This window comes from Bacillus sp. EB600, from assembly GCF_024494385.1.
In the GTDB taxonomy this organism is placed as follows: Bacteria; Bacillota; Bacilli; order Bacillales; family Cytobacillaceae; genus JAEVLT01.
In genome coordinates this window covers 157,427-179,685 of record NZ_JAEVLT010000005.1, presented here as the reverse complement: position 1 = coordinate 179,685, position 22,259 = coordinate 157,427, and the positions used below count along the sequence as shown (strand labels likewise).

18 protein-coding genes and 1 riboswitch are annotated in these 22,259 nt (G+C 39.3%); of the genes, 8 read left to right on the top strand and 10 right to left on the bottom strand.

What is annotated here, in order from left to right; genetic code table 11:
- Positions 1-186 precede the first annotated feature (186 nt).
- Positions 187-333: riboswitch (FMN riboswitch) on the bottom strand.
- A 73-nt stretch (positions 334-406) separates the two neighbouring features.
- Positions 407-1,819, bottom strand: coding sequence for a protoporphyrinogen oxidase (hemY, locus tag JN080_RS08075; RefSeq protein ID WP_256235423.1), 1,413 nt, complete (start codon positions 1,817-1,819; stop codon positions 407-409).
- 200 nt (positions 1,820-2,019) lie between these two features.
- Entirely contained in the window at positions 2,020-2,502 is a 483-nt protein-coding gene (locus tag JN080_RS08070) for a GyrI-like domain-containing protein (RefSeq protein ID WP_256235422.1), read from the bottom strand.
- A gap of 278 nt (positions 2,503-2,780) precedes the next feature.
- Here JN080_RS08070 and JN080_RS08065 point away from each other — a divergent pair, with 278 nt between their 5' ends.
- A complete protein-coding gene (locus JN080_RS08065; protein WP_256235421.1) occupies positions 2,781-3,644 on the top strand; it encodes a DMT family transporter in 864 nt (287 codons plus the stop codon).
- Between the two features lie 146 nt (positions 3,645-3,790).
- Here the strand turns inward: JN080_RS08065 and JN080_RS08060 are convergent, their stop codons facing one another.
- A complete protein-coding gene (locus tag JN080_RS08060; protein WP_256235420.1) occupies positions 3,791-5,470 on the bottom strand; it encodes an ABC1 kinase family protein in 1,680 nt (559 codons plus the stop codon).
- A gap of 169 nt (positions 5,471-5,639) precedes the next feature.
- On the opposite strand from JN080_RS08060, the gene JN080_RS08055 reads away from it, so the two are divergent.
- Positions 5,640-5,840 (top strand): cold-shock protein, encoded by a 201-nt coding sequence (locus tag JN080_RS08055; RefSeq protein WP_256235419.1) that lies wholly within the window; start codon positions 5,640-5,642, stop codon positions 5,838-5,840.
- Positions 5,841-6,038: 198 nt separating this feature from the next.
- Here JN080_RS08055 and JN080_RS08050 read toward each other — a convergent pair whose 3' ends face one another.
- The 3 genes from JN080_RS08050 to JN080_RS08040 form a co-directional block, all read right to left on the bottom strand.
- On the bottom strand, positions 6,039-7,220 hold the full coding sequence (locus JN080_RS08050) for a M20 family metallopeptidase (protein ID WP_256235418.1): 1,182 nt from the start codon (positions 7,218-7,220) through the stop codon (positions 6,039-6,041).
- Positions 7,221-7,265: 45 nt separating this feature from the next.
- On the bottom strand, positions 7,266-8,579 hold the full coding sequence (locus tag JN080_RS08045) for a uracil/xanthine transporter (protein ID WP_309144667.1): 1,314 nt from the start codon (positions 8,577-8,579) through the stop codon (positions 7,266-7,268).
- 218 nt (positions 8,580-8,797) lie between these two features.
- A complete protein-coding gene (locus JN080_RS08040; protein ID WP_256235417.1) occupies positions 8,798-9,109 on the bottom strand; it encodes an iron-sulfur cluster assembly accessory protein in 312 nt (103 codons plus the stop codon).
- A 296-nt stretch (positions 9,110-9,405) separates the two neighbouring features.
- On the opposite strand from JN080_RS08040, the gene qoxA reads away from it, so the two are divergent.
- The 5 genes from qoxA (at position 9,406) to JN080_RS08015 (ending at position 15,554) form a co-directional block, all read left to right on the top strand.
- The gene (gene qoxA / locus JN080_RS08035) at positions 9,406-10,392 is read left to right on the top strand and encodes a cytochrome aa3 quinol oxidase subunit II (RefSeq protein ID WP_256235416.1); all 987 of its coding nucleotides are present in this window, start codon (positions 9,406-9,408) and stop codon (positions 10,390-10,392) included.
- Entirely contained in the window at positions 10,392-12,371 is a 1,980-nt protein-coding gene (gene qoxB / locus JN080_RS08030; RefSeq protein WP_256235415.1) for a cytochrome aa3 quinol oxidase subunit I, read from the top strand. The genes qoxA and qoxB overlap by 1 nt, the downstream gene beginning before the upstream one ends.
- Positions 12,361-12,963 (top strand): cytochrome aa3 quinol oxidase subunit III, encoded by a 603-nt coding sequence (gene qoxC, locus JN080_RS08025; RefSeq protein WP_256235414.1) that lies wholly within the window; start codon positions 12,361-12,363, stop codon positions 12,961-12,963. Before qoxB ends, qoxC begins: the two co-directional genes overlap by 11 nt.
- 3 nt (positions 12,964-12,966) lie before the next feature.
- Positions 12,967-13,260, top strand: coding sequence for a cytochrome aa3 quinol oxidase subunit IV (qoxD, locus tag JN080_RS08020; RefSeq protein WP_256235413.1), 294 nt, complete (start codon positions 12,967-12,969; stop codon positions 13,258-13,260).
- 227 nt (positions 13,261-13,487) lie between these two features.
- The gene (locus JN080_RS08015) at positions 13,488-15,554 is read left to right on the top strand and encodes a peptidoglycan D,D-transpeptidase FtsI family protein (protein ID WP_256235412.1); all 2,067 of its coding nucleotides are present in this window, start codon (positions 13,488-13,490) and stop codon (positions 15,552-15,554) included.
- Between the two features lie 53 nt (positions 15,555-15,607).
- On the opposite strand, the gene JN080_RS08010 is transcribed toward JN080_RS08015, so the two are convergent.
- The 4 genes from JN080_RS08010 to JN080_RS07995 all read right to left on the bottom strand — a co-directional run bounded on the left by JN080_RS08010 (position 15,608) and on the right by JN080_RS07995 (position 20,361).
- Positions 15,608-16,063 (bottom strand): (2Fe-2S)-binding protein, encoded by a 456-nt coding sequence (locus tag JN080_RS08010; protein WP_375141605.1) that lies wholly within the window; start codon positions 16,061-16,063, stop codon positions 15,608-15,610.
- The gene (locus JN080_RS08005; protein ID WP_256235411.1) at positions 16,060-16,899 is read right to left on the bottom strand and encodes an FAD binding domain-containing protein; all 840 of its coding nucleotides are present in this window, start codon (positions 16,897-16,899) and stop codon (positions 16,060-16,062) included. The genes JN080_RS08010 and JN080_RS08005 overlap by 4 nt, the downstream gene beginning before the upstream one ends.
- Complete coding sequence (locus JN080_RS08000) at positions 16,899-19,217, bottom strand: xanthine dehydrogenase family protein molybdopterin-binding subunit (protein WP_375141604.1); 2,319 nt, start codon at positions 19,215-19,217, stop codon at positions 16,899-16,901. Before JN080_RS08000 ends, JN080_RS08005 begins: the two co-directional genes overlap by 1 nt.
- Positions 19,218-19,350: 133 nt before the next feature.
- On the bottom strand, positions 19,351-20,361 hold the full coding sequence (locus JN080_RS07995; protein ID WP_256235409.1) for an XdhC family protein: 1,011 nt from the start codon (positions 20,359-20,361) through the stop codon (positions 19,351-19,353).
- Between the two features lie 488 nt (positions 20,362-20,849).
- On the opposite strand from JN080_RS07995, the gene JN080_RS07990 reads away from it, so the two are divergent.
- Complete coding sequence (locus JN080_RS07990; RefSeq protein WP_256235408.1) at positions 20,850-22,220, top strand: MFS transporter; 1,371 nt, start codon at positions 20,850-20,852, stop codon at positions 22,218-22,220.
- Positions 22,221-22,259 lie beyond the last annotated feature (39 nt).

Genomic DNA, 22,259 nt, shown 5'->3' with positions numbered 1-22,259 from the left:
CGGAGAACATTTCCTATTTTTTCAACTTCTTTAATCGTTAACGGAATTGCATCAACTATTGAATGATTCAAAGTCTCTACCTCTGTTCAAAATAAAAATGACCCTGAATTCAAAACTTCAGGGTCATTAAAAAGCAATAAGAAATAAAGGCTTAAAATGGGTAATTTCCACCCGATTTTATTCCTGTTTTTCCTTCTCCCATCCAGACTTTAACTGTCGGCTCTGGAGTTTCACCAGATCCACCGTTTACCATAAAGTTAAACGGGTCACGGACTAAGAAGCTGACGCTTCATCACCGCCGGTTCGGAATTTCACCGTACCCCGAAGGAATATTCAATTAGATTAGCTTTATTATATTACTTTGAAAGGAATAAAGGAAACAAAAAGTATTATTTCCAGAAAATTTTTATTGCTTATTCGTAAATTCTATGACTTTTTGGACTGCATTTACTCCTTGGTCAATACATCCTGGGATGCCAACTCCACCAAACGAACTCCCTACCAAAAAAACCCCTGGTAGTTCTTTAGACAATGAATTTTTGATGCTTTCCATCATTTCTAAATGCCCAATATTGTATTGTGGCATCGCTTTTTTCCAGCGTGTTATATTAGTAAACTCAGGTTTTTCAGTAATATTCATTGTTTTATTTAAGTCTTTTAAAACAATAGCAACTATTTCATCATCACTTAGGTTTACAATTTCCTGGTCATCTGGTCTTCCGACATAGGTTCGCAGCAACGCTTTTCCTTTAGGCGTGGTCCCCGCCCATTTTTTATGCGTCCATGTGCAGGCTGTAATTCTAAAATCACTGTTACGGGATACAATAAAGCCCGTACCATCAATATCATCGTGAATTGCAGTATCTGGAAATCCCATCGATACAGTTGCAATCGAATTCGCAGGCATCTTTTTAAATACATCCATAAAGGAGTAGCTGTCGAGCATTTGCTGTGCATGACGGTGATCCGTTGCAACCACAACAATATCCGCGCTTTCAACCTCACCACTCTCTAAAATTAATTCATAGCCAGCAGGGTTTCGCAAAATTTTAACAACACCTGTTCCTTTAAGGACATTTACACTGCCTAATCGTTTTTCTAATTCATCCACCAATGTATCAAGTCCATTTTTCAGTGAAATAAACATTCCTTTTCGGGAACCTTGTTTTTTTACAACCTTTTTTGGTTTTGGAATTGTATGTTTTAAACCAAATACAAGGCTACGGTGTTTTTGCTCCATTTCAAAAAAGGTCGGAAACAGTGCCATCAAGCTTAAATCATCAATGTTCCCTGAATAAATTCCTGATAATAAAGGTTCGATTAAGTTTTCAACAACTTCGTCTCCTAATCTCCTTCTAAAAAACAGACCAAGAGATTGATCTGATTGTGGTTTTCCCTTTGGTAAAATAAAATCACCTGCAGCTCTTATTTTTCCGAGAGGAGAAAATAAACTTGAAACCGCAAATGGAGTCACTCTCGTTGGAATTCCCATATAAGAACCTTCAGGCATTGAATGTAATTTCCCTCTTGCGTAAATGAAGGACTTTCCAGCAAAGTTCCATATGACTTGATCCTTTAAGCCCATCTCCTCAATCAACTTTATCCCGCTCTTTTTTGTAACCACAATCGAATCTGGCCCTTTCTCAATGATGTATCCATCTTTTCGAATGGTTTGAATAACACCTCCAAGCCGATTACTTGCTTCAATCAGTTTAACCTCTATTGGAAGTGACTTTTCTTTAATTTCCTTCTGCAAAAAGTATGCAGCTGTCATCCCTGAAATACCGCCACCAACCACAACTACCTTTTTATTTTCCATTTTTAGCACACCCATTCACGCAAAATCCATAATTTGTCAATTGCTCAATACTTCACATTTATGTTTCGAAAAAGGAAGAAAGAAAAATATTCTTTCCCCGTGAAGTTAGTTTACCAAATGCTTAGGTCATTTAGTGAATAGACATCCAATTGTTAGAAAATGTTTAGAATTAGAACGATTATTTTCATTAATTCAGCTTATTAATAATGAATCCTTGCATATTTTTTTACGGGTATATAGATTTCAACCTGGAACTGATCAGCATAAGCTCGATTTTCAATCATATTTGCTTTGTAAACCTCCAAGCATAGTGCCTGATGATCCTGCTCATAACCATACTCTTCCATCCACGCAAGCATTTGTTTATATGTATTTTCAATCTCTGCTGCATTTCCAGAGTGGGTACTAAATACATAACTTTTATCAGGAATTGTAAAACCAAGCATTCCCTCAGGTACATAGTTAATTTCTTCGACTGGAACAGTCACATAATAAGTCAGTTCTGTCTCTCTCCCATGGAAAGGTGCAATAAAAATATTATGATTTTTTTGATACACCACCTCTTCCAATCGTTCATTCATCTGCGAAAACAATTTTGGAATTTGGTCTAATTGTGAATAGCTGCCATTCCATGCAATACCGACTACCTTTATCTCTTCCCTTTTAATCACCCGAATGTCCAAAAAAATCCCCCTTATCCCATCATAATTTAGTAAGTAATTGTTTTATCCCTTAAAGAAACGATATTTTTCTTTTTCAAAAGAACTTTTCAGGAATATTCTGTTTTTTCATCAAATACATGTTCCTCTCCAATTACCCAATCTTTTACAAATGGTTGTTTTTTACAATCTGTAAATAATCATACATTAAAATATTTAAAATCTGTTAAAATGTGATTGTAAAATTTAATCTTTCTTTTAGAAATTTTCTAGCTTTTCTCAAATAGTAAGGAGTAACTCAAATGCCCATTTATTACATTTTGATTCTGTTGTTAACGAGCTTTTTATGGGGAGGGAATTTTGTCTACAGCAAATTTCTTGTTGGTCATGCATCCCCAATGACGTTGACTATTTTGCGATGGATCATCGCTATTATCGTTCTGTTTCCCTTGTTAGTAAAGAAAGAGAAAAAACTGCTGCCACCTAAGGATTCCGTTCTTCCGTTATTGCTAATGGGGGTAACAGGTGTCGTGTTTTTTAATATCTTTCAATTTTTAGCATTGGCGCGGACTTCGTCGATCAATGCTGGCTTAATTTCGACCTTAAATCCGCTTTCAATTGCCGTTTCATCTGTCCTCTTTTTTCACGAAAAGCTCAATTTCCGCCAACTGTTTGCAATGCTGCTCTCACTTTTCGGGGTGGTGATTGTCCTATCAAAAGGTACGATAAGCCGTGTATTATCCCTTCATGTTAATTCAGGCGATTTGTGGATGATTGCTGCAGTGATCTTGTGGGGTATGTACTCTGTTTGTGGAAAATGGGCAATGAAAAAAGTGTCGCCAATTTTTGCAACTTTTTATTCCGGAGTTTTTGGAGTAATAATGCTCCTTCCATTTAACCTCTCAACTTTTCAGGTTACGGCAATCGACACTCCCTTCCTTCTCTCGCTCCTTTATACGGGAATAGTTTCAACCGTTGTCTGTATGCTCTTGTGGAATATTGGGGTCCAAAAAGTAGGTGCGACCAAATCAGGAATCTTTTTAAACTTTAATCCTGTCTTTACAGCCATCCTTGCTTTTTTTATTTTGAAGGAAACGATGACATGGTCAGAGCTGGGCGGAAGCATCATCGTCATTACCGGCTGTTATTTATTTTCAAGATACTGAAAAATACTGTTGAAAAATTCCCCCATCATCAAATTTGCTGGGGGAATTAGGACTGTAATATCCTACTTAGGTGTCTAATACAAGTTATTAATGAAAGTGAGGATTCATTCCTAAGAAAAAAAACGACCAGGGTTCCCCTGGTCATTTCAAAATTTACCCGACTTAAAAATGGTATATAAAAGCCATAAAAACATAAACGTTCCTACTCCGAAACCTATTTCTACAACAGGTATTTTTAATAAAAACAGCGATTTATTTCCAGCCATGGATGAACCGATAATTAGACCCATAAAGACAATACTAAACGCTAACAGACTGATGCTGAAAGAAATGCGGTTACTTATCCGGTCTAGCTTTTTAAGTAGCTTATTTGTATCTGGAAAAGATAGCTCTTGCTTGATTTTCCCTTTTTTTAAAATCAGCGAGATGTCCTTCAAAGTTTTAGGTAAATCATTTACAAGTCCACCCATTTCAACAAGCTGATCCCATACATTTCCGGCAACATTCTTTGGATCATATCGGTCCAATAACAGTTGCCTTCCAAAGGGTTCTGCTACTTTTAATATACTTATCTCCGGGTCCAGCTTAACGACCATCCCCTCCATCGTAAGCAATGTTTTTCCTAGTAAGGTTAAATCAGGAGGAATGCGGATATGGTGCCGATATGCAACTGAAAATAAATCTCCAATTACTTGAGCAAGGCTGACCATACTTAAGGCAGCATCATAATATTTTTCATAAAGCCGGTCAACATCAACTCTAAGTGTCACGATATCAATACTCTCCGGAACTACGCCCATTTGCATAATCGCTTTTATGACATCATCAGTCTTTTTTCGCATCAAGGCAATAACTAATGAGGCCAGATGGTGTTTCATTTCGGGAGATAACCTTCCAACCATTCCAAAGTCAAGAAAAACAATAACATCCCCTGTTCTGGCCAAAACATTTCCAGGGTGGGGATCGCCATGAAAATAGCCTTCAACTAATATTTGTTTTAGAATGGAATCGACAATGTTTTTCGCTAAAACCTTTGGATTATTACCAGCCTGTTTTAGTTTTTCGGCTTCATTTAATTTAATCCCTTCCACGTATTCCATTGTTAAAACTTTCTTCGTTGTGTAATCCCAATACACCTTCGGAATCACAATGTTAGGATCATCAACAAATTGTCTTGCTATTTTTTCAGAGTTTCGACCTTCAATCGTATAATCCAATTCTTCCAGCAGGGATTTAGCTAATTCATCCACAATATCCCTAATTTGATAATGCGCTGCCCATGCGAGCCGTTGTTCGGCTAGTAATGCTAGATCTTGGAGTATCTCCAAATCTGTCTCAATCGACGGTTTCATGTTTGGACGTTGAACTTTAATGGCAACTTTTTCTCCGGTCTTCAATAAAGCATAATGGACTTGCCCAATCGAGGCAGCAGCAATTGGTATCTCATTAAATTCTGCAAAAAGGTGATTGAGTGGTTGACCTAGTTCCTCTTCAATTATCTTTTGAACAATCTCATTTGAAAACGGGGATGCCTGATCCTGCAAATTTTCCAGTTCAGTAATCAGTTCTGCGGGAAGTAAATCATATCTAGTGCTGGCAACCTGTCCTATTTTAACAAAGGTTGGTCCTAACTCCTCCAGAAATAATCGTACACGTTCTCCTGTTGATTTCTTGTTATATGTACTCTTCGACGGAAAAAATCTTTTTGGATTAGATAGTAGTTCAGAAAGGCCCAAATCTTTAATAATGTAGCCGAAGCCGTGACGGATCAAAGCATTCACGATTTCGCGGTAACGTTGAAGGTGACGAATTCTTTTCCGGATCATTTTAAGCCCCCCTTCTTATAGCATACTTTTTTTATCTCATGTTGAAAAATTTTTATGTTTAAAGTATAAAAATTATTTGATCAGGTCAAGCTATGTTTATTGAACAAAACTGTTCAATATTGGTAAGTGTATAAATCGTAATTCAGGTAATTTGTAGGAGGCATTCGTAATGGAACATGGAAAAGTAAAATGGTTTAACAGTGAAAAAGGCTTTGGCTTTATCGAGCGAGAAGGCGGCGAAGATGTATTTGTCCACTACTCAGCGATTCAAGGAGAAGGATACAAAACTCTTGATGAAGGTCAGGAAGTTACCTTTGACGTTGAACAAGGTCAGCGTGGACCACAGGCAACAAATGTACACAAAGCCTAACATAAGAATAGTATAAACAGACTCTTTTATCGAGTCTGTTTTTTTGTTCAATGATAAGACTCATAAATGAAACTTTGAATTTCAGTGGAAGCGCCAGGGCGCTTCCACTTTTCCTATTGTCTAGCTTCAGCGCCCAGCGACTAGTTTACTTCGCCAATCTCCCTACAATAAGTCAACATCGAATTGCTTCCGCTTTTCTTATAAAAATTTAAATGTTGCATGAATAAATGTTTTTATACCTATTTCAAGTGCCTCTTCATCAATAGTGAAGCGAGCATGGTGATGTGGATAAGTAATCCCTTTTGTTGGATTACCTGCTCCAACAAAAAAGAAGGCGCCTGGTGCTTTTTGCTGAAATGCTGAAAAATCTTCCCCACTCATATTTGGACGAGTAGGATCAAGTGCCTCTTCACCAAAAACTTCACGAACTGTCTCTTCAATTACTTTGGTAATTTCTTCATCATTAATGACCGGACGATAGCCAAACTCATACTTAAATTTATAGTCCGCCTCATGAGCAGCTGTTATTCCTTTAATTACCCGTTCCATCTTTTGAGGGATCAATTCGCGGAGGTTTTCATCAAAACAACGGACGGTTCCACAAAGTTCCACCGATCCGGGAATAACATTACTCGTGGTTCCCCCAATAAATTGTGTAACCGAAATAACCAATTGATCCAGGGGGTCTGTATTTCTGGACACAATATGCTGAAGGTTTGTAACAATTTGCGAAGCAATTGCAATCGAATCAACGGTTTGGTGCGGCATGGCAGCATGTCCCCCTTGCCCCTTCACAGTAATCCAAAATGTATCAGGTGCAGCCATCATTGCACCATACACTACTCCTACTTTTCCCATTTCAATTGGTGACCATAGATGTGCACCAATAACAAGATCGACACCCTCCATTACTCCCGCTTGAATCATTTCTTCAGCACCCCCGGGGTAAAGCTCTTCGGCATGCTGGAAAAAGAAGCGGACTTCTCCGTTAATTTCTTCCTTTAAGCTTGAAAGAATTTTTGCTGTTCCAAGCAGCATCGCTGTATGTCCATCATGACCGCAGGCATGCATGACCCCTGGATTTTTTGATGCAAAATCAAACGTGTTCTCCTCTTGGATGGGCAGCGCGTCCATATCAGCCCGAATCGCCAATGTTTTTCCTGGCCTCTTGCCAATTAAACGGGCCATAACACTTGTTTTTGTCGGACGTGAAAGTTCAAGATTTCCAAACGAGGCTAACATATCATAAACGAATTGTGCTGTGTTTCCCTCTTCAAAAGATAATTCAGGATACTGGTGTAAATGTCTTCTCCAGTTGACCACTTCTACTTTTATATCCTCTGCCAATTCGTTTAACTGATTAGTTAAATATTTTTCCATAACTTCATCCCCTTTAACAATTTTATAAAAACAATTCTTTTGCTTTTAATCGTCATGTTTTAATAAGACAGTGTCAACTTTCTCCCAATTAACAATATTTTCAAGAATAATTGCTGTAAGAATTCCCATAATTAAACCATTGCTTAAGAGCGGCCGTACCAAGATCGGTATTGACAAAAACATCTGAGCGGGAAGATTCATAATCGAAATTCCTAAAAGGACGGGCGCGGCAATTCGATAAATTGTTCTTGAACTAAATTGAAGTCCCTTTAAGTTTGAAAGTGCCCCGCCAAATAATTGTAAATACGCGACAAATAAAACCGCATCACCCACACTAATTGGCATAGTTGAAAAAAAATGGCCTAACACAGGAACCAACCCCAGGATCATAAACAATATTCCTCCGAGGATAAAAGGACCCAATGCCGTTATACGTGTTGACTGCAGAAACCCAATGGAAGATATGTATGGAGCATAAGGCACCAAACCAAACAAACCTGAAATAATAGAATTAATCCCAGTTAAAACAAATGAACGACGGTATTGTCGATCATACGTTGAACTTCTTAACAGCGGCTCTGCTCCCTTAATTGCAGCGATTGTATTGGTTGTATTAATAAGACCTGTTAGGATCATCATTATAATAATTCCAATCTGAAAATTGGGTTTTCCCCAAGGAAAAAAATTGATTATTTCTGGTTCTGCGGGAGCAAAAGCATTGTTTGGGAATAAAACCACATAAATTATCCACCCCGTGACAATTCCAATGAGAATTGCAAAATTACCTAGAATGCCTCTTCCTTTTATAGAAAGAAAAGAAACGAGAATAATCAAAAATATTGATAGTAATGCCATAGTTATATTGATTTGCCCATCAGCTGTGAAACCTAGCATCCCCTTTGTAAAAATAACAATTAGCTGACTTGACAGCAAAAACAAAACAGTACTCATCACAACAGGAGTAAATAATCGGTTTAAAATATTGCCTATTCCAAGTGCACCTAAAATAAGGACAATTGCACCGGACAACATAATCCCGGTTGTGAGTGCACCTCCTAGATCACTAAGACTTATTCCTGCAGCGGAAGCTGAAGCACTAAGGCTCAGGATCGTCCCCCACCATAATCCTGATTGGCCTTCCATAATCGGATATTTATGACCAAAACACGCCTGCAGAACACATGCCGCACCTGTATACAAAAAAGAACGCTGCAGTGAACCGGCTACCTCACCCGCAGATAAATCAAAGGCATCACCAATTGTTATAGGAATGACCACAGTATTTGCAAACATAAAAAACAACCATTGGAATCCACCTAAAATGTGTTTCGAAGCAGTAACATGATTAATAGCGATCACCTCTCTTTTTGTTTACATAATATTTTTATAATAAACAGGAAGGTTCTAGCTTTTTATGAAGAATATATATAAAAAGGCCGAAGATATCAACAAATATCTCCGGCCTCGATTTAATAAACACAAAAATCACTATTAAAATCTTTGAACTTACATAAATTAGCCCCTCTACAACGCCCAGCAACTGATGGATTTCACTAAAGGGACGCACCTCTTACATTTCAGTGATGGTGTCCATGACCTTCAACATCTTTACTTGGATTTGTAATGACCCACTCTTCTTTCGGTACATAGAAATACTGAATCCAAACACCATCCAAATATTCATTGCCCTTTTCAAGAATAATGTTTATATCCTTATCAGTAGGAACAACTTCATCGTTCTCTGTTGGAGTGTCCAACATTAAGTCATAATGAGCATGATCACCATGCATATGGGTAACATAGACACGAAATATTTTCCCTTCTCCTTTTTCTTGTGCAAGCATCTTCTTTAATTCCTTCGCAGCGTTGCGGTTTATTTTACATTTCATCTTTATTCTCCTATTCCTATGTATTCTTTAGCATATGTATACATTATATTATCTCATGAAATTTTCAAAAAAGAAAATATCCTGAATGTCATCTACTTATTATTATAAAAAATTATTAATTCCCATTAATTTCCCAGAAAAGTTTAAAAATTTGTCACAATTACGTTCACAAAATTGTTACAACATCTGATAAGATCTAAGCATGGTACCACAAAAATTATAATTTGTATGTGAAAAATGTCACAACTACAAAAAACTTTATTACAATATCAGAACAATGGGAGGAAGAGGCAAACATGACCAAAAAGAGCTTACTTATTTCGATTTTAGCTCTAATACCAGTTTTTATCCTAAGTGGCTGTAGCTACAACATGGCTGTTTTTGATCCAAAAGGGCCTGCTGCAAGAGAGATCCTCGGCCTAATTAACTGGTCACTCGTATTTATGGCACTTATTACTATTGTTATTTTCGGATTATTTGGCTTTATTATCTGGAAATACCGTGAGAGACCAGACAATAAAAACTACGAACCACCGGAAGAACATGGCAGCACAAAATTAGAGTTCATTTGGACAATGATTCCTGTGATTATTGTCATTGCATTAACAATTCCAACTTTCACTACAATTTACAACCTTGAAAAGGTTCCAAAAGGCTACGAAAACAAAAAGCCTATCACCATCAATGTCACATCTGCAGATTGGAAGTGGATTTTCAGTTATCCGGAACAAGGGGTTGAAACAGTGAACTATGTCAACATTCCTGTTGGTACACCTGTTAAATTCAAACTAACATCTGCCGGAACAATGCAATCTTTCTGGGTACCACAATTAGGCGGTCAAAAGTACACCATGGCGAAAATGCAAACACAAATGTACCTTACTGCAGATGAACCTGGAGAATACATTGGTAGAAACACGAACTTTAACGGCAAAGGCTATGCCGGTATGGAATTCACAGTTGAGGCAAAATCTCCGCAATCATTTGATAAGTGGGTTAAAGATGTTCAGGCCAAAGAACCGAAACTGACTGAAAAAAAATATGTGGACCTTTTAAAACCATCTAACCTTGGACGAGAAACCTTCTCTAGCACACACTTAGCTTTTGTCGACCATTCAAAGATGGATTCAAAAACGTATACATTCCCTGAACTCTACAAAAACCACGATTATCCTGGACAAATTTTTAAAGAGCCTGATAATAAACCAATGAAAATGGATGGTCAGGCAGAGGGAAAATCGATGAACATGAGTAACAAAGATTCAGACGGAGGTGAAAATTAATGGGAATTCAATGGGATAAAGTTTTGATTAAGGGTGACCCTCTAATATTTGGATCACAAATTGCGATTGTATTAACTATGCTTGGCATTCTTGTTGGTGTATCCTATTTTAAAAAATGGAAGTGGTTATGGAACGAGTGGTTTACAACCGTAGACCATAAACGGATTGGAATTATGTATATTCTTATGGGGATATTAATGTTTGCCCGCGGCGGTATCGACGGACTATTAATGAAAGCTCAAACATCTGTTCCAAATAACCAATTCCTTGATTCACAGCACTATAACGAGGTATTTACTACACATGGTGTTATTATGATTTTGTTTGCTGCGATGCCATTTTTAATTGGGTTAATGAACGTGATTATACCATTGCAAATTGGTGCACGCGACGTTGCTTTCCCGCAGTTAAATGCTCTTAGTTTCTGGCTTACTTTTGCTGGTGCAATGTTGTTTAATCTTTCATTCGTTATGGGTGGATCTCCTGATGCAGGTTGGACAGCGTACTTCCCGCTTGCAGGTAAAGAGTATACACCGGGTATCGGGAATAACTTTTACTTTATAGCGATTCAAATTGCCGGGATTGGAACGTTAATGACCGGGATTAACTTTATCGTGACAATCTTAAAAATGAGAGCTCCCGGCATGACACTTATGAAAATGCCAATGTTCACATGGACATCTTTCATTGCATCTGTCATTATATGGGCATCATTCCCAATTTTCACTGTAGCCCTTGCATTAGGGATGTTTGATCGTCTTTTCGGCACTCACTTCTTTACAGTCGGCGGCGGCGGTAATCCAATGTTGTGGGTTAACTTGTTCTGGCTATGGGGACATCCTGAAGTATATATCGTAGTCCTACCAGCTTTCGGAATGTTTTCAGAGGTTATTGCAACCTTCTCACGTAAAATGTTATTTGGCTACAAGTCAATGGTTTGGTCCATTATTGCAATTGCGTTTTTAAGTATATTAGTTTGGGTTCACCACTTCTTTACTATGGGTGCAGGACCTGCAGTTAACTCCATCTTCTCATTAACAACGATGATGATTGCAATACCTACTGGTGTTAAAATGTTTAACTGGCTGTTTACAATGCGAAAAGGCCGAATTCGATTTACAACTGCCATGCTATGGGCACTTGCCTTTATTCCATGCTTTTTAATTGGCGGTATTACTGGTGTTATGCTAGCTATGGGTGCAGCAGATTATCAGTATCACAATTCCTTATTCCTAGTGGCACATTTCCACTACACCTTAATTCCTGGGGTTGTATTCGCAATATTCGCAGGTTTCTATTATTGGTGGCCAAAAATTTTCGGTCATTTACTAAATGAAAAACTTGGAAAACTTCATTTCTGGTTCTTTGTCATTGGTTTTAACTTAACCTTTATGCCAATGTTCTTCCTTGGTTTAAATGGAGCGGTAAGACGTTCTTACACGTACTCAGCTGAAACCGGTTTTGGTCCATTAATGCTATTATCCGCAATTGGCGCTGGAATACTCGCAATTGGCGTTGGATTCTTTGTATACAACATTTATTGGAGTGCACGATATGCTGACCGTAATATCGGCAGTGACCCATGGGATGCAAGAACACTTGAGTGGGCAACAGCTTCACCTGTTCAATTTTACAATTTTGCAAAAGTACCTGAAGTTAAATCTCTTGATGCATTCTGGTACATGAAGAAAAACAAAGAAGGTTTAGCACTGGACGAAAATGAACTAGAAGAAATTCATATGCCAAGCAATTCTGGCATTCCTATCATAACAGCTACTATAATGGGCATCGCAGGCTTCTTGATGATATTTGAGTGGAAATCCGCTGCTCTTGTTGTGGGAATCGGCATTATTCTATGCTTAATTGCTCGTTCTTTCGAAAATAATGAAGGTGGTTTCCATGTTCATGTTGACGAAATTAAAAAGATTGAAACTGCATGGCGCAATACTGATAAAGGGGTGAAAAACCATGTCGGCTAATGTTAATACATCCATGCCTCTCGAATACCAAACAGAACAAAATAAAATGAATATCCTTGGTTTCTGGGTTTTCTTAGGTGCGGAAATTATCTTGTTTTCAACTTTATTTGCTACTTTTGGCGTCTTAAAAAGCCAATATGCAGGTGGTCCGACACCAAAAGAACTATTCGAAATTAAAGGTGTTATGACTGAAACAATCCTGCTTTTAACTAGTAGTTTTACATGTGGTATTGCAATCTATGAAATGCACCGTAATAATAAAAAGGGTTTATTAGCCTGGTTGGCTCTTACTCTATTACTCGGTGCTGGCTTTGTCGGCATGGAGATCACTGAGTTTATCAATTATGTCCACGAAGGTGCTACGATGCAAACAAGTGCTTTCCTTTCAAGCTTCTTTGTTTTATTAGGCACACATGGTCTGCACGTTAGCATGGGTATCGGCTGGGCCATTATGGTCATGATCCAGATTGCAAGAAAAGGGTTAACTCCAGTAACTGCACGAAAAACTTTTATTATTGGTTTGTACTGGCATTTCCTTGATGTTGTTTGGATCTTTATCTTTACATTTGTTTATTTAGCAAGGATGGTGTAAACGATGGATAATCATACAAAAGGATTTCCAGTCACACAAATCTATGGATTTATTTTATCGTTAGTTTTAACATTTGCTGCCCTTTTCATAGCTTTAAAAACGTCTTTGTCAGCAAATATGATTATTTGGATTATCGGCACCCTTGCGTTTGTTCAAGCAGGTTTGCAGCTCTTCATGTTCATGCATTTAAAAGATGGTGAAGAAAACGGTCCAAAAATGGTCAACATAATTTACGCAATTTTTCTAGCCCTCGTAATCGTTTTCGGTTCCATTTGGGTGATGTCCTTTGGAATGTAATTAATAAGAAAAGCTCCAGCACCCAGCGACGTACACTAGTCGCTGGGTGCTGGAGCTAGACAATTATCTAAGTTCAAAACGTTATACTTTCTTATCTTTAAAAAAAGTCAGCCTCAGGGCTGGCTTTTTTTGTTTGTTAAAAACCATACATGTTTATAAATATGAACGGCAATACTAGCCTAAGTCTGAACCTTCTATTCTTACAAAGCAAAGGATGTGAGAAAAGCTTGGAAAAGAAGATAAACGTTTCTCCATTCCGCTTAAATGTCATTATATTTAGCGTCTTTTTATTATTTTCATTACTTATACTACGGCTCGGCTTTGTTCAAATTATTTTTGGAGAAAATTTTCAACGGGAATTAGCACGTAAAGAGGATTTTATCATTAATAATCCTGTCCCTCGCGGAAAAATGCTCGATAGAAACCAAAAAGTAATTGTAGATAATATTCCGTTGAGTGCCATTATCTATCGAAAAAACAGCCCGAGCCAAGAAGAAATGCTAAAGACTGCCGAAAAGCTTTCAAAATTAATTGATAAAAATACAGAAAAAGTAACGGACCGAGATAAGAAAGACTTTTGGATCCTCAAAAATCCTAAGCTTGCCGATGCCAAAATTACCAACCGAGAAAAAGCTTTATACAAATTAAATCGATTATCTGATAGGGATATTTATAACCTAAAGCTAAACCGCATTTCCGATAATGAAGTAAAGCAATTGAGCAATGATGATCTTGAGGTATTAGCCATCTACCGTGAGTTTAACCTTGCTGATGAAAGCACCTCGCAAATCGTAAAAAATGATCGTGTTAGTCCCCATGAATTTGCGGTAGTAAGTGAAAATCTCCAATCACTTCCAGGAGTTGATACAATAACAGATTGGGAACGATCCTACACCTTTGATAAAACACTTAAATCTGTTATTGGTGTAGTAACAAAATCCGATGAAGGACTGCCGGCTGAACAGCTACAATATTTTTTAACAAAAGGCTATAGCCATAATGAACGTGTAGGAAAGAGTTATCTAGAAATGCAATATGACGATGTTTTACACGGCCAGCAATCTAAGGTAAAGAATATAACCGACGCTGACGGCAATATTATCGAAACGCAAGTTGTAGCAAATGGTCAGCGCGGAAAGGACCTAGTCTTAAGTATTGATATGGATTTACAAATGGCGATTGAAAAAATTATTGAAGAGGAATTATTAGCAGCTAAAAATTTTTCTGGAACCATCCTTCTTGACCGAGCATATGTGGTCCTAATCGACCCATACACTGGTGAAGTATTGACAATGGCCGGAAAAAGAATGGAACGGAACAAACAAACCGGAAAAACAGAATTGAATGATGATGCACTCGGAACGTATACAACCACCTATAATGTTGGCTCGACCGTTAAGGGTGCTACAATCTTAACAGGGTTTAAAGCAGGAGCAATCACCCCAGGCACAGTTTTTGATGATCAAGGTTTAAAAATAAAGGGCACTCCCATAAAAAAATCATACGCTTATTTAGGTACTCTAAATGATGTTGATGCTCTAAAAAAGTCATCCAATGTCTATATGTTCCATACCGCCATTAAATTGGCAAAGGGACATTATGAATATGATAAACCATTAAGGCTCAATGACCCTGACGCAATGGAGAAGATCAGGAATTCTTTCGCAGCATTTGGGCTTGGAACACGAACAGGCCTTGACCTGCCAAATGAACAAAGTGGATTAAGAGGGACGAGTACCCTCCCCGGGTTCATGCTTGACCTCGTCATCGGTCAATATGATACTTACTCTACTATGCAGCTAGCCCAATATGTATCAACTATCGCCAATGGCGGATACCGTATGAAGCCCTTTTTGGTCAAACAAATTCGCGAACCCCAAGACGGAACAGATAAAATAGGACCCGTTCTAAAAGAGATGCATCCAATTGTTCTTAATAGTATCGATGTAAAAAAAGAGTGGTTGGGCAGGGTTCACCGCGGATTTAAAAAGGTCATGCAGGAACCTGGTGGTACAGCCTATGAATTTTTTAAGGATGCACCCTATTCTCCTGCGGGAAAAACAGGAACTGCCCAGGCCTTCTACGATGGACCACAACGGACCAAATTTGGTAAAGAACCACCCGCAGTCATGAATCTTAGTTTGGTAGGATATGCCCCGAGCAGTAATCCGGAAGTAGCCATGGCTGTTCTGGTTCCTTGGGCATTTCAAGGTGAAAAAGACAATCGTATTAATGTAAAGATTGGACGGAGAGTGTTAGATACGTACTTTAAATTAAGAGGAAAATCACACTGAAATTAGGCTGAACCATCCGTTCGGCCTATTAAGTTTATACCCAATCTGACAATTCATTCCCGTTTCAATACCGATTTAACTGCCTTTTCAATCTCCGCATACCCAGTACAGCGGCAAATATTCGATTCGAGCCATTCCTTTATCGTCCTCTCATCAGCATCAGGATGTTGTTCAATTAATGAATGACAATTCATAATAAAGCCTGGGGTACAGTAACCGCATTGAAACGCAAAATTCTTCACAAATTCTAGCTGAATTGGTGTGTTTTTCAAACCTTCAATCGTGGTAATCTTTTTTCCAACTGCTTCCACTGCTAACATCAAGCAGGATTTCATCGGCCAACCATCAACATTTACCGTACAAGCCCCACAATCTCCATTCAAACAGCCTGGCTTGGCACCGGTCAATCCAAGCTTTCCGCGTAAGGTTATTAATAATGTATCACCTGACCTCACCGTGACCATATGGATTTCTTCATTGATATTTAAAATAATTGTTTGTGATTTCAAGCTCTACCACTCCCTAATTCTGATACCACGTCTAACAGTAAATTTTTCAATACAAAAATCCTGTAGTCCGCGGAGCCTTCTACATCGTCAAGAATCGGTTGCGGTAAAACCCCAAGTACACCTCTAACCCGCTCTTCCATCGATATCTGCCGGTTGTTGAGAGTTGCCTCGATCTCTTTCGACCTAAATGGGAATGGGCAAAGTCCGCTTATAGCAACGCGGACCTCACCGTCTACTGCCAACCCCGCAATTGTCACGAGCGGATATCCAGTTTCCCACTGTTGACGTCGTTTGATACTAATAAAAGGCGCTTCTATTGCCCGCTTCTCCGTTGCTATTTGAACAAGAACTTCGCCACGGCCCAGCTGCAGCTGTTCATGGAAGATGTCATTTATTGGGACAACTCTCACTCCCTCGGGTCCGGCAAGCACCACTTGACTGTCAGCAAGCAGGAATGGCAATACAGCTTCCCTGTAAAAAATTTGGGCACAAATGTTGCCGCCAAGTGTAATTTTCCCTCTTGCGGTATGATCAGCCACTTCACTAGCGGTTTTTGTCAACAACGGAAATAAATTTGCCTCCTCTACCTTAGTCAAGGTTAATGCACTGCCGAGGATAAGCTGTTCTTCCGTTACCTGCATGATCTGAAGCTCTCTTATATCTTTAATATCAATTGCTGCTTCTGTATAAGCAAGTTCAATACGTCCTAATGTGATCAGTTCCGTTCCACCTGAAAAATAAATTGGCTGTTTACCTTGCCGGTCCAATGTCTGATAAAGCTCGACCGCTTCCTGCAACGTACCCGGCTTATAGTAATCGAAATCAAATGGCAGCACTAGACTCTTCCCTCCTTCGTTTTCCAAATTAGCTCTGGAGTTAATGGAAGATGACTGAGTGACACGCCGGCAGCAGTCGACAATGCATTTCCCAAAGCACCCGGCATTCCCATTAAACCATGCTCACCGACACCACGAGCACCATACGGGGCGTCAAGCTGTGGAGTCAATACAAAATCGACGAGATATTCCGGCTTTTCTGGAAAATGGAGCGGCCGATACGTGCGAAGCTGGGGATTAAGGACCCGACCATCCTCATTAAAATAAAATGTTTCCCTGCCGGCAAAAGCCAACCCCATACTCATTGCACCCATGACCTGACCTAAGGCTGCTTTTTTATTCATAACGGTCCCTATATCAACGACTGTAGCTGCCTTTAATAAGCGATAGGTATAATCTCTCCTGTCAAATTCAACCTCCACAGCGTATGCAGCCACGGTCCATTCTGGACCAGGCTGCCCCTCACCTGTTTGGGGATCGATCCCTCCGAGCCGCCGTAAAATATAAGTACCACTGCCAATGATTTGCCCCCCGATCGCATTGCCATTTGGATATTTATAACCGTAGACAATGTCCTTAAAATCAAGACCAATCGCAGGATCATCCTTTAGAAACACCCGGCTGTTTGCAATCTCCAAATCTTCTTTTGAGACCCTTAACACGCAGGAAGCAATCCCTTTTATTTGATTAATCACATCTTCTGCTGCTCGTAATACTGCATTACCGGCCATGAAGGTTCCCCGGCTTGCGACTGTTTTCCAATGTTCCGGGGTTGTTTGTGTATCGACCTCCATTCGGACATGTACCTGATCCACATCCATTTTGAGTTTTTCAGCAAGTATTTGGGCGAGCACCGTTTTTGTTCCTGTACCAATTTCAATCACACCTGACATTAAATTAACACTACCATCTCGATTAAACGTTAAAATGACCCCTGATGGAGCATTCGATTCAATTGTGGAGGTTTTCCAGCTGCAACACACCCCTTTTACCCGAACCAAACGGTCATTGATCTTAATTATTTGACCTTCATCCCAACGTATTAACTCTCTTAATCTCTCAATACATTTCTGTAAATTTCCAACGTTACTTTTCGTTAAGCGCACCCTTGTTGGTGTCGTATCCCCCGGTTTGATGGCATTGCGATAACGGAGCTCTAGCGGGTCCATTCCCAGTTTCTGTGCCAACAAATCCATTGTTCTCTCAATTGCAAACGAAAGCTCCGAGTGGCTGAACCCGCGGTATGGGGCTGCATAGGGGTGGTTGGTATACATACAATAGGAATCACACTCCAGGTTATCCACACGATATGGCCCCGTGCAATCTACAGCGCCAGATCTGGTTAAATCGGATGATTTATCACAATAAGCTCCCCCATCCCATAAAAAACGGATTTCCGCAGCTTTAATCATTCCATTCCGGTCCGCCCCTAACTTAACTTTCGCATCAAGTCCGATATGACAGGGGGCAGTTAATATATCTTCTTCCCTTGTATAAAACAGTTTAACCGGCTTCCCGCCCACCGCTCTTGAGGCTAAATAGGCAAAGACTTCCTGCTGGACAGAGGCTTTTCCACCAAAGGCTCCGCCTACCAACGGGGTATGGACGACAATTTTGCCTTGATCTTCATCAAAATACTTCGCAATTAATCGTTTCACCATATATGGTGCTTGGGACGAAGTTGTGATCAAAATTGTTCCATCAGGTAAAATCTCACAACTGGCACATCTAGTCTCCATTGCAGCGTGATCTGAGGGGGCAAATGAAATGCTCTCTTCGACCACCGTTTCACTTTCAGCCCATCCTTGTTCCATGTTGCCTTTACGAACTTTTGCCTGTGTTGCAATATTCGTACCCGTTACAGGATAAACATTTTCCTCCTTTTTGTATTGTTCTACATGCTCATGCACAAGGGGTGCACCTTTTTGAAACGCTTCAGTCGGAGAATTTACTACTGGCAGCTGTTCATAATTCACATTAATAAGATTTGCTGCCTTTTGGGCTTGAACAGGTGTATCTGCAACGACTAAAGCGACAGCCTCACCGTGATACCGCACCTTGTCAACAGCAATCGGAGGACGATTTCGAATGGCTTCACCTGTAAGCGGAAAATGTTCTCCGGCAATGATCGCCCTTACGCCGGGTATTTTTGAGGCTTCGCTCGTGTCAATTTCAATAATTCTTGCATGGGCGTATGGACTTATGACGATTCTCGCCGAAAGCATCGGGATGGATTGATAATCATTTGTGTATCTTGCTCTTCCTGTCACTTTATCGTAGGCATCCTTGCGAATAACACTTTTTCCAATGACATCCACCTTCATCCCTCCCCAGTAGAAACCTCATATTGATCAACCTACAGAAAGACTATCCTAGTTAAATAGGGACAGACGGAAGTCTCTCACGTTTTTTTTGCAAATTCCGCCTCTCCATCAAGGAAAATAACGACAACTATTTTGAAGCAGCCCAAACATTTCCAATGACCTGCTGGACTGTTTTTCGCCAAACGTCAATCAATTCGGCTAAAATGCTTATCGCAATTTCTTCAGGCCCTTTTGCACCAATTGATAAGCCAACAGGTGAATGGATCCAATCAGGTATTTTCTGTTTACGCAGCAACCTTTTTGTTCGCTCTCTTGGTCCTAATACTCCAACATAACGAACCTTTTTTTCAGAAAGATTCAAAAGAAATTCTTGATCCCGCTGAAAATAGTGAGAAGCAATGACGATAAAATCAGTCGGCAGAAAGTTTACTTTAGCGACAATTTCACATGGAAATCCCACTATATGTCGATCTGCCTCCGGAAAATTTTCCTTTTCGCAAAATTCTGAACGCCAATCACAAAGTAGTACAGAAAAACCTGTTTTGGCTGCAAGAGTAACAAGCGGTTTGATATCAGGCCCCGCTCCAAAAACGATTAAGCGTGGTTTTGGCAGATAGAGATGGTAATAGATTGACTGCTCCTGAATCATCCCGCTTCTGGCTTCGTAAAAGTCATCTGGAAAGTCATCATTCCACCAGCCAAATGGTTCACCTTCCCGTGGTAAAAACAAATACTCGCCAAGATCCCCGATTTTTTTTAACACCAAGACAGGAATATTAGATTTAAGATACCTTTTCAATTTTTTCAAATCAGCAGTTAGCCTATCATCTATAGATTCCAATAGAATCGTAATTAATCCGTTACAACCTGTACCCTGCCCCCAAGTAAAATCTGTTTCCTCACTCAAATCATACTGAACAGTAGCTACTGTCCCTTTTTTTAAAACTTCTGCAGCTTTACTAGCAAGATCTTCTTCAAGACACCCAGCACTAATCATCCCGATTTGGGTCCCATCTTCTAAAAAGACCATGGAAGAACCTTCTCTTTTATAGGCAGACCCCTCCACATCAATGATGGTAGCTAAAACTTTCCCCCCAGGTCGGTCGATCACATCAAGAATGGAATAAATGTCTTCCATTTCACTCCCCCTACTTTAGGTCAAAAAAGCTCTAATTTATATATATCATCATGATTCTTATCCTAGAATGATTAATTTTATGTAAAGAAGCGTCCTATCATGCAAGATCCTTTATGTATTCTTATTTAAGATTTAACCTGATGGCCTACAATTTCCCATGCAGTTTTTTTAGCAAAAAAAGACATACTGATTGGCTGTCACTTTGAACCATCCACCGCATCCTTATTGTTTGAATTGAATACATTTTAGATTTTTTACTTTCATACTGAAACCATTGCCTTGCACAGGTTTGAAATTTGCCTAACCCCACAGCTGTACTATACATTAGTGAGAGAATGATAGACATTGGAGGTTTTTAATGAACAGCTTACCTATTGATTTTCCAAAAAACTGCTTGTGTATTTTTCCGCGTATTGGCAAACTAAGGAAAGCAGATAAATTTTTTATTTCAAACTAATTATTTTTTCGGGCTAGAGGAAGGACAATAAATGAAAAAGAATCGTGCTTTATTTTTAACAGCAGTTGCATCAGGAACAATGCTAAATCCACTTAATTCTTCGATGATATCTTTAGCATTGCATAGTATTCAAAAGGACTTTCATCTTTCCTTTACTACGGTTTCATGGCTAATATCATCGTTTTATTTAGCCAGCGCTGTTGCCCAGCCTGTTACTGGAAAAATCGGCGACCTAATCGGCAGCAAAAAAACGTTTTTAATAGGGTTACTTCTTGTCGCGATTTCTGCCTTCGGTGCCCCGCTTTCTTCGTCTTTTTTTATGTTAATCATTATGCGCTTAATTCAAGCCATCGGCAGCAGTGCTATCTACCCATCAGGGGTTACCTTAATAAAGAATCATATTCATGACCGCCAAGCATCGGCGTTGGCCGTTTTAGCTATTTTTGCTTCTGCGATGACATCATTAGGTCCGACAGTGGGTGGCTTCTTAATCGTTTGGGGTGATTGGCCAGCCATTTTTAGAATCAATTTTCCGTTCCTTATCATCGGTTTTCTACTTGGATGGTTTCTATTTCCAAAAGACCAAAAGAAAGAAAAGACCCATTTTAAAGACATCCTTTCCCATATAGATGTAATTGGGATTAGTCTGTTTACAGTTGGAATCGTATTTCTTTTATGGTTTTTGCTTTCCATTAAAACAACAATCCATCTTACTTCAGGGATTGCGGGGATCCTTTTTCTTGCCTTGTTTGTGTGGCGGGAATTAACGACAAAAGAGCCATTTATTGATATTCGCTTATTTCGCTCACTGCCAAACCTATCATGGGTCTACCTGCAATTTATTTGCTTAAATATTTTTTTCTATTGTTTATTTTTTGGTCTCCCCAGCTACTTTCAAGACGAAATGCACTATAGTGTGAAAGCCAGTGGATTATTTATGTTATTTATGTCGGGTGCAAGTGTTTTAATTTCCCCGATTACAGGAAAATGGGTAGATAAGACTGGGGTGAAGCAGCCGATTACAGCTGGCTCCTTCCTTTTAATGGCCGGAGCAGTTGTTTTTACTCTTTACTTTGTACATGCACCGTTTTTAGGGATGGGTTTCATCATGCTTATATTAGGGGTTAGCTATGGAATTCTAAACGTTGTTCTGCAGGCAGCAATGGTCAAGGAAAGCCCGTCGGGGATGATTGGAACAACGTCCGGTTTATTCCAAACCTGCCGTTATTTCGGATCCATTTTATCCTCTATTGTTCTTGGACTTGTATTTGGAAAGACCTTTACTGAGAGCCACATGCATTTTCTCGGCTTTATATTAATTATTTTCGGATCGATTAGCTTTTTAATGGGATTCTGGTTTACAAGTCGGCTTGGCAATAAAGCAAAAATTGTGTATAGGTAAATAGCCTCTAAAATACAAAAAACACCACAGTCTAAGGAC

Coding starts and splice junctions, on each gene's coding strand:
- hemY (WP_256235423.1), bottom strand. CDS start 1,819: ATGGAAAATAAAAAGGTAGTTGTGGTTGGTGGCGGTATTTCAGGGATG.
- JN080_RS08065 (WP_256235421.1), top strand. CDS start 2,781: ATGCCCATTTATTACATTTTGATTCTGTTGTTAACGAGCTTTTTATGG.
- JN080_RS08060 (WP_256235420.1), bottom strand. CDS start 5,470: ATGATCCGGAAAAGAATTCGTCACCTTCAACGTTACCGCGAAATCGTG.
- JN080_RS08055 (WP_256235419.1), top strand. CDS start 5,640: ATGGAACATGGAAAAGTAAAATGGTTTAACAGTGAAAAAGGCTTTGGC.
- JN080_RS08050 (WP_256235418.1), bottom strand. CDS start 7,220: ATGGAAAAATATTTAACTAATCAGTTAAACGAATTGGCAGAGGATATA.
- JN080_RS08040 (WP_256235417.1), bottom strand. CDS start 9,109: ATGAAATGTAAAATAAACCGCAACGCTGCGAAGGAATTAAAGAAGATG.
- qoxA (WP_256235416.1), top strand. CDS start 9,406: ATGACCAAAAAGAGCTTACTTATTTCGATTTTAGCTCTAATACCAGTT.
- qoxB (WP_256235415.1), top strand. CDS start 10,392: ATGGGAATTCAATGGGATAAAGTTTTGATTAAGGGTGACCCTCTAATA.
- qoxC (WP_256235414.1), top strand. CDS start 12,361: ATGTCGGCTAATGTTAATACATCCATGCCTCTCGAATACCAAACAGAA.
- qoxD (WP_256235413.1), top strand. CDS start 12,967: ATGGATAATCATACAAAAGGATTTCCAGTCACACAAATCTATGGATTT.
- JN080_RS07995 (WP_256235409.1), bottom strand. CDS start 20,361: ATGGAAGACATTTATTCCATTCTTGATGTGATCGACCGACCTGGGGGG.
- JN080_RS07990 (WP_256235408.1), top strand. CDS start 20,850: ATGAAAAAGAATCGTGCTTTATTTTTAACAGCAGTTGCATCAGGAACA.